The sequence below is a fragment of the Bartonella sp. AA83SXKL genome (assembly GCF_042196965.1).
In the GTDB taxonomy this organism is placed as follows: Bacteria; Pseudomonadota; Alphaproteobacteria; order Rhizobiales; family Rhizobiaceae; genus Bartonella.
Genome location: NZ_JBHIRG010000007.1, coordinates 77,005 through 94,276 on the forward strand (window position 1 = coordinate 77,005; position 17,272 = coordinate 94,276).

18 protein-coding genes are annotated in these 17,272 nt (G+C 36.9%); 11 read left to right on the forward strand and 7 right to left on the reverse strand.

The window, feature by feature from the left end:
- Positions 1-229 precede the first annotated feature (229 nt).
- From sfsA to radC, 3 genes are read left to right on the forward strand one after another with little or no spacing between them, the layout of a single operon-like run.
- Complete coding sequence (gene sfsA / locus ACFINO_RS05135; protein ID WP_375655177.1) at positions 230-946, forward strand: DNA/RNA nuclease SfsA; 717 nt, start codon at positions 230-232, stop codon at positions 944-946.
- The gene (gene map / locus ACFINO_RS05140; RefSeq protein ID WP_375655178.1) at positions 939-1,769 is read left to right on the forward strand and encodes a type I methionyl aminopeptidase; all 831 of its coding nucleotides are present in this window, start codon (positions 939-941) and stop codon (positions 1,767-1,769) included. The genes sfsA and map overlap by 8 nt, the downstream gene beginning before the upstream one ends.
- A 17-nt stretch (positions 1,770-1,786) precedes the next feature.
- Positions 1,787-2,581: a DNA repair protein RadC gene (gene radC, locus ACFINO_RS05145; protein WP_375613419.1), complete on the forward strand. Its 795-nt coding sequence runs from the start codon at positions 1,787-1,789 to the stop codon at positions 2,579-2,581.
- Between the two features lie 44 nt (positions 2,582-2,625).
- Here the strand turns inward: radC and ACFINO_RS05150 are convergent, their stop codons facing one another.
- The 4 genes from ACFINO_RS05150 to ACFINO_RS05165 all read right to left on the reverse strand — a co-directional run bounded on the left by ACFINO_RS05150 (position 2,626) and on the right by ACFINO_RS05165 (position 5,566).
- Positions 2,626-2,838, reverse strand: a complete 213-nt coding sequence (locus tag ACFINO_RS05150; RefSeq protein WP_375621268.1) for a DUF3126 family protein — start codon at positions 2,836-2,838, stop codon at positions 2,626-2,628.
- Positions 2,839-3,456: 618 nt separating this feature from the next.
- On the reverse strand, positions 3,457-4,230 hold the full coding sequence (locus ACFINO_RS05155) for an alpha/beta fold hydrolase (protein ID WP_375655179.1): 774 nt from the start codon (positions 4,228-4,230) through the stop codon (positions 3,457-3,459).
- Positions 4,227-4,739 (reverse strand): DUF192 domain-containing protein, encoded by a 513-nt coding sequence (locus tag ACFINO_RS05160; RefSeq protein ID WP_375655180.1) that lies wholly within the window; start codon positions 4,737-4,739, stop codon positions 4,227-4,229. The genes ACFINO_RS05155 and ACFINO_RS05160 overlap by 4 nt, the downstream gene beginning before the upstream one ends.
- A 251-nt stretch (positions 4,740-4,990) precedes the next feature.
- Entirely contained in the window at positions 4,991-5,566 is a 576-nt protein-coding gene (locus ACFINO_RS05165; protein ID WP_273791031.1) for a cold-shock protein, read from the reverse strand.
- A 323-nt stretch (positions 5,567-5,889) separates the two neighbouring features.
- Between ACFINO_RS05165 and ACFINO_RS05170 the strand changes: the two genes are divergently transcribed.
- The 5 genes from ACFINO_RS05170 (at position 5,890) to ACFINO_RS05190 (ending at position 10,746) form a co-directional block, all read left to right on the forward strand.
- Complete coding sequence (locus tag ACFINO_RS05170) at positions 5,890-7,023, forward strand: ABC transporter substrate-binding protein (RefSeq protein WP_375655181.1); 1,134 nt, start codon at positions 5,890-5,892, stop codon at positions 7,021-7,023.
- Positions 7,024-7,135: 112 nt separating this feature from the next.
- Entirely contained in the window at positions 7,136-8,212 is a 1,077-nt protein-coding gene (locus ACFINO_RS05175) for a branched-chain amino acid ABC transporter permease (protein ID WP_375655182.1), read from the forward strand.
- The gene (locus tag ACFINO_RS05180; protein WP_375655183.1) at positions 8,212-9,270 is read left to right on the forward strand and encodes a branched-chain amino acid ABC transporter permease; all 1,059 of its coding nucleotides are present in this window, start codon (positions 8,212-8,214) and stop codon (positions 9,268-9,270) included. Before ACFINO_RS05175 ends, ACFINO_RS05180 begins: the two co-directional genes overlap by 1 nt.
- A complete protein-coding gene (locus ACFINO_RS05185; protein ID WP_375611930.1) occupies positions 9,267-10,049 on the forward strand; it encodes an ABC transporter ATP-binding protein in 783 nt (260 codons plus the stop codon). The genes ACFINO_RS05180 and ACFINO_RS05185 overlap by 4 nt, the downstream gene beginning before the upstream one ends.
- Complete coding sequence (locus tag ACFINO_RS05190) at positions 10,036-10,746, forward strand: ABC transporter ATP-binding protein (RefSeq protein WP_273791026.1); 711 nt, start codon at positions 10,036-10,038, stop codon at positions 10,744-10,746. Before ACFINO_RS05185 ends, ACFINO_RS05190 begins: the two co-directional genes overlap by 14 nt.
- Positions 10,747-10,840: 94 nt before the next feature.
- Here ACFINO_RS05190 and gatA read toward each other — a convergent pair whose 3' ends face one another.
- A complete protein-coding gene (gene gatA, locus ACFINO_RS05195; RefSeq protein ID WP_375655184.1) occupies positions 10,841-12,325 on the reverse strand; it encodes an Asp-tRNA(Asn)/Glu-tRNA(Gln) amidotransferase subunit GatA in 1,485 nt (494 codons plus the stop codon).
- 31 nt (positions 12,326-12,356) lie between these two features.
- The gene (gene gatC / locus ACFINO_RS05200; protein WP_375655185.1) at positions 12,357-12,644 is read right to left on the reverse strand and encodes an Asp-tRNA(Asn)/Glu-tRNA(Gln) amidotransferase subunit GatC; all 288 of its coding nucleotides are present in this window, start codon (positions 12,642-12,644) and stop codon (positions 12,357-12,359) included.
- A gap of 147 nt (positions 12,645-12,791) precedes the next feature.
- Here gatC and ruvX point away from each other — a divergent pair, with 147 nt between their 5' ends.
- A complete protein-coding gene (gene ruvX, locus ACFINO_RS05205) occupies positions 12,792-13,271 on the forward strand; it encodes a Holliday junction resolvase RuvX (protein ID WP_375618120.1) in 480 nt (159 codons plus the stop codon).
- Here ruvX and ACFINO_RS05210 read toward each other — a convergent pair.
- Positions 13,256-14,875, reverse strand: coding sequence for an acyl-CoA dehydrogenase family protein (locus ACFINO_RS05210; protein ID WP_375655186.1), 1,620 nt, complete (start codon positions 14,873-14,875; stop codon positions 13,256-13,258). The genes ruvX and ACFINO_RS05210 overlap by 16 nt on opposite strands.
- Positions 14,876-15,000: 125 nt before the next feature.
- Here ACFINO_RS05210 and ACFINO_RS05215 point away from each other — a divergent pair, with 125 nt between their 5' ends.
- Together ACFINO_RS05215 and ACFINO_RS05220 are read left to right on the forward strand one after the other, a co-directional pair.
- Positions 15,001-15,966, forward strand: a complete 966-nt coding sequence (locus tag ACFINO_RS05215; protein ID WP_375655187.1) for an aspartate carbamoyltransferase catalytic subunit — start codon at positions 15,001-15,003, stop codon at positions 15,964-15,966.
- The gene (locus tag ACFINO_RS05220) at positions 15,963-17,264 is read left to right on the forward strand and encodes a dihydroorotase (RefSeq protein WP_375634132.1); all 1,302 of its coding nucleotides are present in this window, start codon (positions 15,963-15,965) and stop codon (positions 17,262-17,264) included. The genes ACFINO_RS05215 and ACFINO_RS05220 overlap by 4 nt, the downstream gene beginning before the upstream one ends.
- The last annotated feature ends 8 nt before the right edge of the window (positions 17,265-17,272 follow it).

Sequence of the window (17,272 nt, forward strand, 5' to 3'; positions counted from 1 at the left end):
TGCTGTTTAATAATAAATTATAGATAATCTATCTTTTCATTCAAAGATAATAGTTTCTAAACCTAATAATAAATTTTAAAAGCCATTAAAGTGAACGATGGAATTTATAACAATTTATATAAGATATCGTAGCGTTTTTTACATCAATTTTATCTTTTTTAATAGGGAACAGCCCCTGTAAATCATAATCTCAGTTGAATTATGAAATCATAAATCCTAAAAAAGGGATATGCACTTTATTCCCAAACTTTTTCCTGCAAAGCTTATCCGTCGTTATAAACGTTTTCTTGCGGATGTTCAACAAGATGATCAGCATGTCCTCACCGTGTCTGTACCTAATACAGGATCAATGCTTGGATTAACAGCTTTCAACACCAATATTTGGCTTTCTTATCATAACAACATCAAACGAAAATATGCCTATCAATTAGAAATTATTGAAGCCGATAATACTTTGGTTGGCATTAATACTTCTTTACCCAATAAACTTGCGTTAGAAGCAATTCAAAACGGATTACTACCAGAATTAAGTGGATATAAAACAATTTTAAAAGAACAACGCTATGGGACACAATCACGAATTGACTTTCTTTTACGTGATGACATTCTTCCTGATTGTTACCTAGAAGTCAAAAATGTTCATTTTATTCGTCAGAAAGGATTAGCAGAATTTCCTGATAGCGAAACAAAACGTGGTGCACGTCACCTTGATGAGCTCGTAGGAGTTGTACAACAAGGAAAACGAGCTGCTATGCTTTATATTATTCAACGAGAAGATTGCTCAGCTTTTACAATTTGTCATGATCTTGATCCACTCTATGGACGTAAGTTTGATTTAGCATTAAAATCAGGAGTAGAATGTTATGCTGTAAAGTGTCATGTAAGTGTAGAAGGCATTTTTCCGATTCAGAGAGTAAAAATAGAAAATAGAAGAAACAATGACTGAGTATATCGAATATAATAAAATCCCTTTAAAATTTAATGGAAAAATCCGCATTTTCGATGATTATGCTTTTGCTAAAATGCGTGAAGTTGGTCGTATTGCTGCAGAATGCCTTGATGCGCTTACAGATATTATTAAGCCGGGCGTTACTACGCAAGAAATAGATGATTTTGTATTTATTTTTGGAGCTAAGCGAGGAGCACTTCCTGCTGATCTAAATTATCATGGATACAGCCATTCATGCTGTACATCTATCAATCACGTTGTCTGCCATGGCATTCCCAATAAAAGACCTTTGCAAGAAGGTGATATTGTAAATGTTGATGTAACCTTTATCCTTGATGGTTGGCATGGGGATTCAAGCCGAATGTATCCTGTTGGAAAAATTAGGCGTGCAGCAGAACGCTTGCTAAAAATAACCTATGAAAGTCTTATGCAAGGAATCGCTGTCGTTAAGCCTGGAGTAACGACAGGTGATATTGGGGCAGCCATTCAACAGTATGCTGAATCTGAACGCTGTTCAATTGTGAGAGATTTTTGCGGACATGGTATCGGCCAGCTTTTTCATGATGCTCCCAATATCCTCCATTATGGAAATCCTGGAGAAGGAGTTGAATTAAAACAAGGTATGATGTTTACAATTGAGCCTATGATTAACCTTGGTAAACCACAAGTTAAGATTTTATCTGACGGTTGGACTGCTGTTACCCGTGACCGCTCTCTGACAGCACAATATGAACATACAATTGGTGTTACAAATGAAGGGTATGAAATATTTACACAATCTCCTAAAAATATTTTTTATATTCCAAATTCGCATACCTAACGCAATGTAGAGATGTTATGGCTAAAAAATTAAATCAAAAGGAAGATACTCAAAGTAATCACTTTGCATTAACATCGAGTTCTCCACTCACCCCAGTATCAGAAAGAAAAAGTGAAGAGCCTCAGAAAAACGCACAGCTTCATAAACATTATCAAGGCCATCGTGAACGTCTTCGGAAGCGCTATTTAAAGTCAAAAGGAAATGCAATTGAAGATTATGAATATCTTGAATTATTGCTTTTTCGCACAATACCCCGTGCAAACACAAAACCCATAGCTAAAAATTTGATAGCACGTTTTGGTTCATTAGCTGATGTGTTGGGAGCGGATATTCACCGACTTCAAGAAATTCCAGGATGTGGTCCCGCCACTGCAGTTGATTTAAAAATTATTTCAGATGTTGCTGGACGTCTTGCTCGTGCGCAATTGTTTAAGCGCGATATTTTTTCATCATGGGATAAAGTGTTAGCGTATTGTAAAGCTGTTATGGCTCACGAAACACGTGAACAATTTCGTATTTTGTTTCTTGATAAGAAAAACGGCTTACTTGCTGATGAGGTACAACAAACTGGAACCATTGATCATACCCCTGTTTATCCTCGTGAAGTTATTTCTCGAGCTTTAGAGTTATCCGCATCAGGACTTATCTTAGTCCACAATCACCCTTCTGGCGATTCCACCCCCTCTAATGCAGATATAACAATGACATATAGATTAAAAGATGCCGCAAATGCATTAGGAATTATTATCCATGACCATCTTATTATTGCACGAAATAACCATACGAGTTTTAAAGCGTTAAAACTTATATAAATCTTATGGGATAAAAAAGACTTCATTCAACTATGAATAACGAATCAATTTTCTAAATCAATATCTAATATAGCCATTGAGAAATTATAGGAGAGCTCATCTTCATCTTCATCTCGATAGATAATGCCTAAAAACTCATCTCCCATATAAACCTCACAAGAATCACTCTTTTTAGGCCGTGCTCTGACTTGCAATGCTGAGTTTTGGAATATATTTTTAAAATAATTATCAAGTTTTTTTATTTCATCAGCATTCACTATGCTCTCCTGTTTTTTTGAAACGATTAAAATAATTGCGTGTCGTGCAAATAAGACACTCTTATGATTCTGTAAAGTCAGTAAAAAAGCATAATCTGAATATTTACTTAATATTACATATATTCACAACGTTCTTTATACATTCATAAAGAACGTTTACAAAAGGAGTCTATCATTATTAAATATACCCGTATAGATTAAAAAATGGCAAAAAAACTGTATATTTTTAATAATTTTACTTTATCTCCAATTTTAGCATCTGTATTTAAAACGCATATTCGTAAAAATAAATTGATCAATGATTTATAATTTTGTTTATTTTATAAAAAATACAAATAAAAATATTTTTTTATTTAAAACTACATTTTTTAGCAAAAAATATTTATTACATCATTCGAAAATAATTCTTTTTAATAACCTTTAAATTATAATTATCTAATCTTAGAAGAATTACGTCTCTGGAAAATATACAAAATAAGCTAATAAGAGTTTATTTTTCTTTTCATTTTTTATAAAAACTTATGTCACAACAGAAAGATTTTTTAATAAGCTTTTTTCAATTTATACGAAATAAAAATATTGGGTATTTCTGTAAATTCTAAAAGCTATGAAGAGTTCTTATTTTATAGGATAACGAGAAAGAAAATCGATAACGCCTTTTTTATAAACTTTATCGCCTACAGCAAGCATATGATCTCGATCAGGAATTGATAAAACTTCACCACAAGGCAACAAGGCTGCCAATGGCTCTGCATCACCGCCAATTTCATCTAATGAACCAACGGCAACAAGTGCTGGTTGTTTGATTTTGTAAACTTCAGACACCGTTAACTCCTGTTTTGATGTAATGATACAAGCAGCAAGAGCACGCCTATCGCTTTTCGTTTGATCTGCAAATTTACGGAACATTAAACCGCGCGTATTGGTAATAGTGGAAATATCTTCTGCTAAAAGGGCCTCAGCAACAGGCTCCCAATTTCCTGCTCCCGTCACCATACCAATACCTAAACCACCAAAAATAACACTGTGTACATATGTTGGATGCAAAAGAGCCATGAAAGCACTAATACGAGCCCCCATAGAATATCCCATAACATGGGCTTTAGATAACTCTAAATGCTGCAGTAACTTTACTGCGTCGCCAGCCATAGCTTGAGGTGTATAAAAGACAGGATCATAACTTTTAACTGAATCTCCGTGACCGCGATTATCAAGAGCAATAACACGATATCCTGCTTCAGTGAGAATACGAAACCAACCCGTTGCATACCAATTCACCCGTGCAGAAGATCCAAAACCATGGATCAACAAAATAGGCGCGCCCTGCCCTTCTTCTCGATAAGCAAATTGCAAACCATTATATTCAAAAAAACGAATATCTTCAGCGGTCATTTTTTATTGCACTTTCCACAAAGTACAGGATGAATAACACGTTGTCCTTTTTGTATCTTTTTTTTAGAAACTTCACCAGCGTTAATTTCAAGTGCAAAAGCTGCAGGAACTTCTGATGAAATGGTCTTTGTTGAAAGTGGAGAAGTATTTTCAATAATCGATACAATAATTCCCTCAGAGTTTAAGAAAATCATATCTAAAGGTAAAGGCGTATTTGCCATCCACATAAAAATTTTCTGCTCATCTCCCGATCGAGAACTTTTTAGCTGCTTAAAGAGCATTGCACGATCGCGTGGAAAATCAGTTCGATACATTAAACCAGCTGCTGCTTGAGATGGCGTAAAAGCAATCTCTACCTTATAAAAAACCGAACCTTGCTTTGTATGTATTTCTAAAGGAATTGGATGCACAGGAATCTCTATGGGCTCCTTTGCTACAACAACACGCATATCTAACATAAAAAGCATCACCAATAAAACAATATGCCCCTTTTTAAAAGGCTTTAACATTCTTGTCTCCACCACAGAAAAATTTTAAATTTTGTTTCTAAAATAAAAGGTACCAGAGTTTAAAAGTCAAAAAAAAAGAGGATTGCTTCCTTGTTATTTTCTAGTTTCTTTCAACGTAATATGCGAAATTTTCTTCATTTGGTTTATGGATTCACGAGAGCCATATTTTCTTTAAAAATCTACCTCTATAGCAATTTACGGAATAACCATCTTTAAAAATATAGAAAACATACTGATTTCACTCGTGAAATTCAATGCGTAGCTAAAGGAATGCCTATGTCCGGATAAATCTCTGCTGTCATTAAACCTTTTTCTCCTTTACCAAAACGTACAAGAACAACTTGGCCAGAACGAAGCTCTGCTAAACCAAAACGGCGCAATGTTTCCATATGAATAAAAATATCTTCTGTTCCTTGCCCACGGCTAAGAAAACCGTATCCTTTGTCACGATTAAACCATTTAACAATTGCTCGTTCTAGTCCACTTTCTGGAGTAACAACAACATGGGTACGGGCAGGAACTTCTGATGGATGAATTGCTGAAGAACAATCTATGGATTTCACCTGAACGCACTTTAACCCTCGTTCAGTTTTTTCCACAGCACAAATGACTTTAGCTCCCTCTAAAGCTGTTTGAAAACCATCCCTTCGCATTACCGTAACATGCAATAATATATCGGGAAAATGAGGTAAATCAGGTACAATAAATCCATACCCCTTACTACCATCAAACCACTTAATGACACCACTGATTTCGATAATCTCCCCACAAGCACCTATACTATCCTCAGATGGGGAACAATCCTTTAATGCATCCTTACTCGTCATAATAACGTGATCCTGTAGCTTATAAATTGTACGATATTGATTCTCTAAGTTTAAGTAAACATTGCTCTTGTATCAACACGCAAGCCCCAAGATAAGATTTCCCCACATTGTCGTATCTTCTATGTTAATGTCAGAGAATATCAACATGAATATTTATAAAACTATTTGATTGTACACTTTACATACCTTACAAGGGGTGCCCTACAAAAGAGGTCATATAAAAGTTTTTTTACATAATGATATTTTGATTAATGTGTAACTTGCATGATGAAGAAGTTCAATATAAGGTGAAAAAACGACAATTCAATTAAGGAAAATGCGCAATGCAATTGAAGAAAATCCTTACGATAATCGCAGCATTTATGGCATTTACAGCAAATGTTTATGCGAGTGAACCTATTAAGATTGGTGTTTATCTTCCATTAAGTGGTCAAAATGCATTTGGAGGTCAGCTTGAAATTAGAGGTATAGAATTAGCCCATAAAAAAGTTCCAGAAATTTTAGGACGTAAAGTGGAACTTGTTATTATTGATAACAAATCTGATAAAGTAGAAGCGGCTAATGCTGTTATGCGTTTAACAGCAAGTGAAAAAGTGAGTGGAATCATTGGTAGCTATGGTTCTTCACTCTCGTTAGCAGGTGGTGAAATATCTGAAAAGGCAAAGACTCCAACCATTACAACGTCCTCAACAAGTCCCCTTGTTACACAGGGTAAAAAATATTACTTTCGTGCTTGCTTTATTGATTCCTATCAAGGAGTAGGAATCGCAACTTATGTAAGCCAAACTTTACACGCAAAAAAGGCTGCTATCCTTAAAGATATTTCAAGCGATTATGCTATTGGTCTTGCAAGTTATTTTACGCGTGCTTTCAAAAAATTAGGTGGTGAAGTTATCTCAAATTTAAATTATAATTCTGGAGATCAGGACTTTTCAGCTGTTCTCACGCAAATTATCGCCCAGAAACCTGATATCTTATTCATTCCATCTTACTTTTCTGAAGGTGCTATCATCATGAAACAAGCACGAGAATTAGGGGCTAAGTTTCAAATTATGGGTGGAGATGCTATGGATAATCCAGAAACCATTACGATTGCAGGAAAAGCTGCAGAAGGTTTCTTACATACGACACTTCCCTATAGTGAGGATATGCCAAATATGTCAGTAGCTGCGCAAGAATTCACAAAAGAATGGAAAAAAGCTTACCCAGACAAAGAGCCAAATATCAATTCTGTTTTGGGATACACGAGTTATATGATGTTCATGAAGGCTATTGAAAATGCTGGTAGCACTGATCGTGAAAAAATTACTATCGCACTTAGCCAATTAAAAGATTTTCCTACCCCCTTTGGGGATATGTCAATGGATGAAAATCATAACCCTAAAATTCCTATTGGTATCATTAAAATACAGGATGGAAAACGTGTTTATTTAGAAGAAGTTAAACCTGCTTTTTAATTAAAAAGTTTTACTTACTAAAATGCAAGAATTGGTTGAGGATTTTTTTCTCAACCAAATTTAGAAATTTCTTATTGTCCTATGTAAATTAACAAATGTGGAAGGATGAGAGATGAGCACTGAAATGTTCATCCAGTACTTTTTTAATGCACTGGCATTGGGATCTCTTTATGGGCTTATTGCTATTGGCTACACCATGGTCTACGGTATACTGAGACTCATTAATTTTGCTCACGGTGATATCTTTATGCTGGGAGCATATTTTGTTTTCTTTTCCACAATTGGCTTTATGCCTGCTTGGGCAGCTTTTCTTCTTTTGTTCCTTGTTGCTCTTGTTTATTATTCGGTCTTTATAGGCTTTAAAAGGCGTCCTCCAATTTATTGGATTGCTGCTTTTTTAATTCTTGCGCTAGGATTTGTTTATTATTTTAAAATTTCCCCGCAAGACTTTACACCGATTTGGGTTTTAGCTCTTTGTTTTTCCATTTTTATTACAAGTGCTGTGGGTGTTGCTGTTGATCAATTTGCTTATAAACCTCTACGCCATGCTCCGCGTATTTCGGCACTTATCGGTGCAATTGGTGTTTCTTTTTTTATTGAAAATCTTGCTACTGTACTCTTTAGTGGTGTTCCGAAAGGTGTACAACAGCCAGACTTTCTTGTAACACCATTTTTATGGCATCTAGGATCAGGAGCAGATGGTATCATCAGAATTGCTCCCATGTCTCTGATCGTTCCCTTTGTGTCATTAATTCTTATTTTATTACTATTATGGATTATCCATAAAACAAAACCGGGTCTTGCTATGCGCGCAATCTCCCATGATATTGAAACAACACGTTTGATGGGTGTGTCTGTCAATAAAGTTATTGCGTTTACATTTGGAATAGGCTCAGCTCTTGCCGCCATAGCTGGCATTATGTGGTCTTTACGTTATCCTCAAATTCAGCCTTATATGGGTGTTCTTCCTGGTCTCAAAGCATTTATTGCTGCTGTTATCGGAGGTATTGGTTCGATACCAGGAGCAATGTTGGGAGGATTGTTATTAGGGTTTATTGAAATTATGATTATCGCATTTTTCCCCGCGCTATCTGGATATCGAGATGCCTTCGCTTTCATTTTATTGATTCTGATTCTATTGATATTGCCCACAGGATTAATGGGTAAAAGAAATCAGGAGAAAATCTAATGGCAAAGTCAGCGACAACTGTTTTATCGTGTATAAGTGTTTTAGTTCTCATAGGTTTTTTATTTTATGCTGATAGCCATTTTAATGACTATACGCTTCGTATCATCAATCTGATTGCTATTAATGCGATATTGGCAATTTCGCTTAATTTGATTTACGGTTTCACAGGTATGTTTTCTCTTGGACATGCTGGATTTATGGCTATTGGTGCTTATGTTTGCGCAATTTTACTTCTTTCCCCTGAACAAAAAGAAATGATGTGGATTCTTGAGCCTATTGCTGAACCATTATATCATTTGCAGTTACCTTTTTTTATCGCTGTTGTTGTAAGTGGTTTGTGTGCTGCTGTTATAGGTTTATTAATTGCTTTACCAATATTGCGTCTTGGTGGCGATTATCTTGGAATTGCAACATTAGGTTTTGCGGAAATTATTCGCATTGTCATTACGAACGCAACATCGCTCACAAATGGCTCTTTGGGAATCAAAGGAATACCTCAAAATGCAACATTATGGTGGAACTATGGTTGGCTAGCAATTACAGTTCTCTTTATTGTCCTCTTACTGCAAAGTAATACTGGTAACGTATTACGTGCTATTCGTGATGATGAAATAGCTGCGAAAACTATGGGAATTAATGCTTTTTTCTACCGTAGTTTTTCCTTTACTGTTGGAGCGTTTTTTGCAGGTATAGGTGGCGCATTAATGGCGGCTCTTATTTCAACCATTGATCCAAAAATGTTTAATTTTCTTCTGACTTTTAATATTTTAATGATTGTTGTTGCTGGTGGTCTCGGTTCAATTACAGGGAGCATTATTGGCAGCATTATTATTACAGTCATGCTTGAATGGCTTCGTATTATTGAAAGTCCATTTGACTTAGGTTTTATACATATTCCAGAAACCCCAGGGCTTCGTATGGTTGTTTTTTCTCTTTTATTGCTGGTAATTATCTTGTTTTGGAGAAAAGGGTTAATGGGACAACGAGAGTTTTCATGGAATGGAATTTATAGCTTTTTGACACGCAAAAAGCTTTCTAATACTGAGGGAAAGCTATGAACGACAATATCCTTTCACTCAATAATATTGTAATGCGTTTTGGCGGATTAGTTGCTGTAAATAATGTTAATATGGCAATTAAACGAGGAAGTATTACTGGATTAATTGGTCCCAATGGTGCTGGAAAAACAACAGTTTTCAATATGATTTCTGGATTTTATGCTCCTACAAGCGGCATTATTCTTTTTGATGAGAAAAAAATTTCTGGAGCGTCTCCTTATATTATCTGTAGAAGCCATATTGCCAGAACATTTCAAAATATTCGTCTTTTCTCAGGGTTAACGGTTTTGCAGAATGTTATGGTAGGAGCGCATGTTCGACAAAAATATCCTTGGTTTTCTTCAGCTCTCTTTTTTTCAAAAGCAATAAAAGAAAAGAAGGAAGTTTATAAAAATTCCTTGGAGCTCCTTGAACAGCTACAACTTGATCATCTTGCCAATCAATCGGCAACAGCTTTACCTTATGGTGTGCAACGACGTCTAGAAATTGCACGTGCGTTAGCCACAAAGCCCAAATTGCTTCTTCTTGATGAACCTGTTGCTGGCATGAATCCACAAGAAAGTGAAGATCTTAGAAAATTCATAGCAAAAGTGCAAAAAGACTTTGATCTTACAATTCTTCTTATTGAGCACGATATGAAAGTGGTTATGGGGCTTTGCCAACATATTTTGGTTATGGAATATGGCTGTTGCATTGCCAGTGGTACACCAGATGAAATTCGTAATAACCCTAAAGTTATTGAAGCTTATCTTGGCGGAGATGTTTATGGATATTCTTAAAATAAAAAATCTTTACGTTCATTATGGCGCCATTAAAGCTGTCCAAAATCTTTCTATGTCCATAAAGCGGGGCAGTATTGTCACTTTAATTGGAGCCAATGGTGCAGGAAAAAGCAGTATTGTACGTTCTATTACAGGGCTTAATCGCTCTGTTTATGGAGAAATTACCTATAATGGCAAATCTATTATTAAAAAATCACCAGAAGAGATTTTGCGATTAGGGATTGCTCTAAGCCCTGAAGGACGACGTATCATGCCCCATCTCACTGTTTTAGAGAATCTTCATCTAGGCGCTTATATTCGTCACGATAAGCAGGGAATTTCCCGTGATATTGAATGGATATTTGATCTTTTTCCGCGCCTACGTGAAAGAGCAAAACAGTTGGGAGGAACAATGTCAGGTGGTGAACAACAGATGGTTGCTGTGGGCCGTGCACTTATGAGCAATCCTGATATGGTCATATTAGATGAACCCTCGTTGGGGTTAGCACCACTTCTCGTTCGAGAAATTTTTTCGATTATTCGAAAAATTAATGATATGGGGAAAACTGTTCTTCTTATTGAACAAAATGCATTTGCTGCACTTTCCATAGCTGACTATGCTTATATTTTAGAGGTAGGACATATTTTATTTCACGGTGAAGGAAAAACTATGCTCTCTGATTCGCGTGTTAAAGAAGCCTATCTTGGTGGGTAAGACTACGAATTAAGGAAATAGAGCTCATCCCTCCACCATTTAAAAAAGCATTTCTCATTAAGGATGAGAAATGCTCCTTTGTGAATTTTGACTATTACATCCACCATTTTTCTGCACTGAATATTCCTGCTTCTTGTTCAATAATGTGCGCTATCTGAAAAATGACTTCTTCAGAAAAAGGTTTACCAATCAATTGCAATCCTAGAGGTAAACCATTTGATGACAGACCAGCAGGAACAGAAATTCCTGGTAATCCAGCCATATTAACTGGTACAGTAAAAATATCATTAAGATACATTGCTACAGCATCATTTTTTATTTTTTCATCAGCAATACCAAAAGCAGATGTTGGTGTTGCTGGTGTCAAAATAGCATCAATGCCTGAAGCAAAACATTGATCAAAATCACGTTTTACGAGTGTTCTTACTTTTTGAGCTCTTAAATAACAGGCATCATAATAACCTGATGAAAGAACATAAGTCCCAACCAGAATGCGCCGTTTGACTTCATCACCAAAACCAACAGAACGCGTATTTTCATACATCTCAATGATGTCTTTTCCAGGCATGCGCAAACCAAAACGCACACCATCATAACGCGCTAAATTAGAAGAGGCTTCTGCAGGAGCTATAATGTAATAAGAAGGTAGAGCATATTTTGTATGGGGCAAAGAAATATCTTTAATCTCAGCACCTGCTTCTTTTAACCAATTTATTCCTTTTTGCCAAAGCTCAATAATTTCTGGAGACATTCCATCCACATGATATTCTTTTGGAATACCGATTTTCATTCCTTTGATTGATTGACCAAGATAACTTTCATAATCAGGAACTGGTAAATTGACGGAAGTAGAATCTTTTTCATCAAAAGAGGCCATTGATCTGAGTAAGATAGCACAATCACGAACATCTCTAGCAACAGGTCCAGCTTGATCAAGAGATGAAGCAAACGCGACAACGCCCCATCGCGAACAACGTCCATAAGTTGGCTTTATTCCTACAGTTCCAGTAAAAGCTGCTGGTTGACGTATTGAGCCACCTGTATCGGTTGCAGTTGCACCAGCACAAATTTGTGCAGCAACAGCGGCTGCGGATCCCCCTGAAGAACCACCGGGTACGAGTTTTTCATTTGAGCCTTTTTTTCTCCATGGACTAATAACGGGACCATAATATGATGTTTCGTTGGATGAGCCCATAGCAAACTCATCCATATTAAGTTTTCCTAACATCACAGCACCATCTTGCCATAAATTAGCCGTGACAGTTGATTCATAGTGCGGTTTAAAACCATCAAGGATATTTGAACAGGCTTGAGTATGAACACCATAGGTTGCAAAAAGATCTTTAATCCCCAAGGGAATTCCTTCCAAAAGCCCTCCCTGTCCTTTCGCTAAGCGACTGTCTGATTCAGCAGCCATTTTCATTGCCTGTTCTGCTGTTATTGTTACATAAGCATTCAAAGTTGGATTTGCCAACTCTATTGCTTTTAAATAAGCTTCCGTTAATTCTGTTGCTGTGAGATTTTTCTTTGTTAGAGCATCACGAGCTTGCGCAATTGTGAGAGTTGTTAAATCAGTCATATTGGTTCTCAAATTTCAAAAATATAAAAAGTTACTCAACAATTTTTGAGACAAGAAAAAAATTTTCTTCTGTAACAGGGGCATTAGCTACAATATCTGCTGCTTTATCGCCATCTGTAACACTATCTTCACGCATTCGTAGTGTCATCGGCATCACAGATGTTAATGGCTCAACTCCACTGACATCAATTTCATTCAATTGCTCTACAAAACCTAAAATAGCATTGATTTTTTTTGTCACAGGTTCTATCTCATCATCGTGGAGGGCAATCCTTGCTAAATGTGCTATCCGCTTGACTGTCTCTTGATCAACAGACATACTCTTTACGCCTTTCTGCTTTTTTGTTTATTTATTGATCTTTATTCTGGCTATACAAGGCTGCACTTGTAAGTGCAAGAATATTAGATAACATGAATAAAGAATATAACTATAGATCTGAAACATTAAAAAACGTATTATACCTTTATGACTGTTATTAATATAGATGAAGTTATAACACATCTTTTGCCTAGACAAACAATAGCAGGCTTAGATTTAGGGACAAAAACTATCGGAATTGCGATTTCTGATAGGGGGCTGATTGTCTCAAATCCGCGTCCTGTACTACAGCGAAAAAAATTTACAGAAGATGCTTACACACTTATTAAAATTTTTGACCGTGAAAATGTAGGCGTTATTATCATTGGCTTACCTCTTAACATGAATGGAAGCAGTGGCTCTCGTGTTCAAGCAACCAGAGCTTTTGTGAGCAATATGAAAGCTTATACAAAAATTCCATTTGTTTTTTGGGACGAACGTTTATCAACAATTGCTGCGGAACGGTCTCTTTTAGAAATGAATGTATCGCGCGCTAAACGAGCAAGCCGTATTGATTCGGCAGCCGCCGCTTTTATATTGCAAGGTGCTCTTAATAGAATTCAAAACTTTCATCATATGGAAGGATAGAGGACATTGAGCAAATGCCCTGCATTATATCGTGCAATGAGCATCCCGTAAGAAGATCTCCATTGTCCCCCAAGGCGGCTTTCCATATAGGCATTCGCAACATGTTCTATGTCTGTAGAACGTAATGCTGCTGCTGCTGCTGCATAAGCTACTTGTTCAACAAAAAATCTTCCTGCACCTTCATTTGCTGATGCCATATCACCTGCTGACTTAATAATTTCAATTGCTCGTGGTCCCGCTGGTCCAATATCAAGAGCAATTTTTTCCAACAATTTCTGAAACAATCCCGGTGCTTTTTCAGCAATAAGAATGGCATCCTTTACCAATTGATTAGCAGAACTATTTCTCACAATTCGCGCAGGCCCATTATGCAACATTTGTGATAATGGATTATTCTCTATAAAACTTTCAATACCAAGTTGTGCAATAATTTCACCAATAATAGGCACAACCAATTGACTTACATGATAAGCAATAATAGGTGTCATAATGCGGGCAAAAGCTGCTTCAGAACGGTCATTTGCTGCATTGTCAAATGCTCTCGCTAAACGCAAAACCAATGCTTGTGAGGCAGCTATATCTAATGCAATATCTGCAAAAATACGTTCTGTCAGTGGAGGTAAAGGCTGATTGGGCATTTTTTTCCGGAAAAAATCCATACCAAATTGAAGAGCCGCTCGTAAAACACCTGCCGATATGACAGATTGATCGAAACGCATCATCGTCTCGATATCTTTAATAACTTTAAGCCCTTCTCCAGCATTTCCCAAAAGCCAGCCATAACTGCCTTGGAAGTCGACAACCCCCTCTGGTGTTAAAAGTTCTCCAGAACGCTGAATTAAATGACGAATCGATATAGATCCATTTAATGCGCCATTTTCTTGTATGCGTGGAATAAAAAAACAACTTAAATGACCATCTAAATCTGCACTAACAAGATATCCGTCAGCGGTAGGATTAATAACGTTGGTTTTTACAACATTTAAACGATATAGATCACGTTCCATACTTTCATCGAAAGAAATTTTCTTAACACTTGGAAAATTGAAAGCGTATTTTTCAATATCGTCAAATGCACAAGTTAGAGAAGCAGCCTTTTTATGATGAATAGGCTTTGATGAGGAATCATATTGGCGTGATAAAAGTACATTTTGCCATTTTTTGAAGAGCTCAATATCACTAATTAAAACAGCAATAGCTGCACTCGTTATGATAACTTCATTCAAATGTCCTGTTTCTAAACCAGCAGATAAAGCTAAACGAATCGCACGCGCTTGATAGCGTACTCCATTTTCTGAGCTCGTATTTTCCCAAAGCGAGGTAACCAAACCTGCTTGTCTAGAATATTGTTGAAGAGCTTGATAGGAAGAATGGATCTCTAATCTTTCTGTTGGTTGCCCCCATTCATCATTATAGCATAGTAAAGGCTTATAATGATTCGCTAAGTAAGAAAGTTTCCATGCTTCTCGACTCGCGGCAAAATCCCCTATTTCTTCAAAACTTGCTAACAAAAACTTAGGCAAAGTAGAAGCAATACGAAACATAAGCGTATCGCTAAGAAATGTATTTTTTCGACGAGTATTTTGCGCAGATACAGCACTCATAGGTATATTCCTACATTCAAATCATTCATATCATAGACTATTTGTCTTTTTAGAGTTAAGAAACATTTATCATATTCAAACAAATGCTTGTTTAACCTGTTTAGAGAGAGATAAAGAAGAATGCTATGATGCAAAATAATTTTTTTCCACTTTTCCCTCATCAACATCTTTTAGCTATTAAAGATCTGAGTGTACAAGATCTTAATACATTGCTTGATCGTGCAGAAGAAAATGTTATCCTTTCTAACAAAATTGATAAAATAAAATCTACTTTGCATGGACGGACTCAAATTAATCTCTTTTTTGAAGCCTCTACGCGAACACAATCTTCTTTTGAATTAGCGGGTAAAAGGCTAGGTGCACACGTGATGAGTCTTGCGATCGGCAACTCATCTGTAAAAAAGGGAGAAACATTACTTGATACTGCTACAACTCTCAATGCGATGAAGCCAGATATATTGGTTTTTCGCCATAACAGTGCAGGAGCGGCAGCTTTATTAGCGCAAAAAGTTGATTGTTGTGTTATTAATGCAGGTGATGGTGCCCACGAACATCCAACCCAAGCTTTATTAGATGCTCTAACCATTAAAAGGGCAAAAGGTCGTATTGAAGGATTAACTGTTGCGATTTGCGGAGATATCTTACACTCACGTGTTGCCCGTTCCAATATCCTGTGTCTCAATGCTTTGGGTGCTCGTGTTCGTGCTGTTGCTCCCTCAACACTCTTACCCGCAGAAATTGCTCATATGAGTGTTGAGGTTTTTAACACGATGAAAGAAGGTCTTAAAAATGCTGACGTTATCATGATGTTGCGCTTACAGCATGAACGGATGACAGGCTCTTTTATTCCTTCTACGCGTGAATATTTCCATTATTTTGGCTTACATAAAGAAAATTTAGCCTATGCCAAAAATGATTCTATTATTCTGCACCCTGGACCAATAAACCGTGGTGTAGAGATTGCATCCGATATAGCAGATGGACCACAAAGTATGATTCAGACACAAGTAGAAATGGGAATTGCAGTGCGTATGGCTGTCATGGAGGCTTTATTAGATTCACGCGCAAAGATCAGTGGAGAAAAAAAATGATAAAACCAATTGTTTTTCAGAATGCTCGTATTATTGATCCTTCGCGCGCAATCGATGAAATTGGTACAGTTATTGTTAAAAATGGACGAATTATAGCCGCTGGAAAAGAAGCTCTGAATCAGGGATTCCCTGAAGAAGCAGAAGTTATTAACGCACAAAACAAAGCAATTCTCCCTGGACTTGTTGATGCGCGCGTTTTTGTTGAAGAATTAGGGAATGAACATTGTGAAACAATTACATCAGCAAGTTACGCGGCCGCAGCAGGTGGTATTACTTCCTTTCTTATGATGCCAAACACGCATCCAGTTATTGATAATGTAGCACTCGTTAAATTTATTACGCATACAGCACAGGAAATGTCATTGGTCAATATTTATCCCGTTGCTTCAATCACACAAGGTTTCAACGGACAAGAAATAACCGAATTTGGTTTGCTCAAAGATGCAGGAGCCGTTGCTTTTAGTGAGGGGAAAAAAACACTTCAAAATTCATCTGTTATGCGGCGTGCAATGACTTATGCACGTGATTTTGATGTTCCATTGATACATGAAACGCAAGATAAAGATCTTACAGGGCAAGGTGTGATGAATGAAGGACTGCTTGCCAGTTGGCTTGGTCTTTCTGGCATCCCTCGCGAAGCAGAAGTTATCCCTCTTGAAAGAGATCTGCGATTAGCAGTATTAACGCAAACACGCTATCATGCTGCTCAAATATCGACAGCACTCTCTGCTGATGCACTTCGTTTAGGTAAAAAACGCAGTGAGAAAATTTCAGCGGGTGTATCTATTAATCATTTATCTTTCAATGAAAATGACATTGGTGAATATCGCACCTCTTTTCGCTTAATGCCCCCATTGCGTACAGAAGAAGACCGTATAGCAATGATTGAAGCAATAAAGGATGGGATTATAGATGTTATTGTCTCTTCTCATGATCCTCAGAGTATCGACACAAAACATTTACCATTTAATGACGCGGCAGTTGGCGCTATTGGTATGGAGACCTTATTGAGCGCAGCCTTACGCCTTTATCATAATGAGAGCCTATCTCTTCTACGGATAACGGAACTTTTGTCAACGGCGCCTGCAAAGCTCTTTGGACTCAATGCAGGAACACTCAAAAAAGGGGCTCATGCAAACCTTATTGTGGTTGATCTTGAAGAACCATGGGTTGTTTCGAAAGAGAAGCTCTATTCACGTTCAAAAAATACCCCTTTTGAGAATGCACGTTTTCAAGGACGCGTGCTCCAGACCTTTGTGAAAGGGAAAAACGTTTTTAAACTTGATCAACAAATTTAATGAGATTC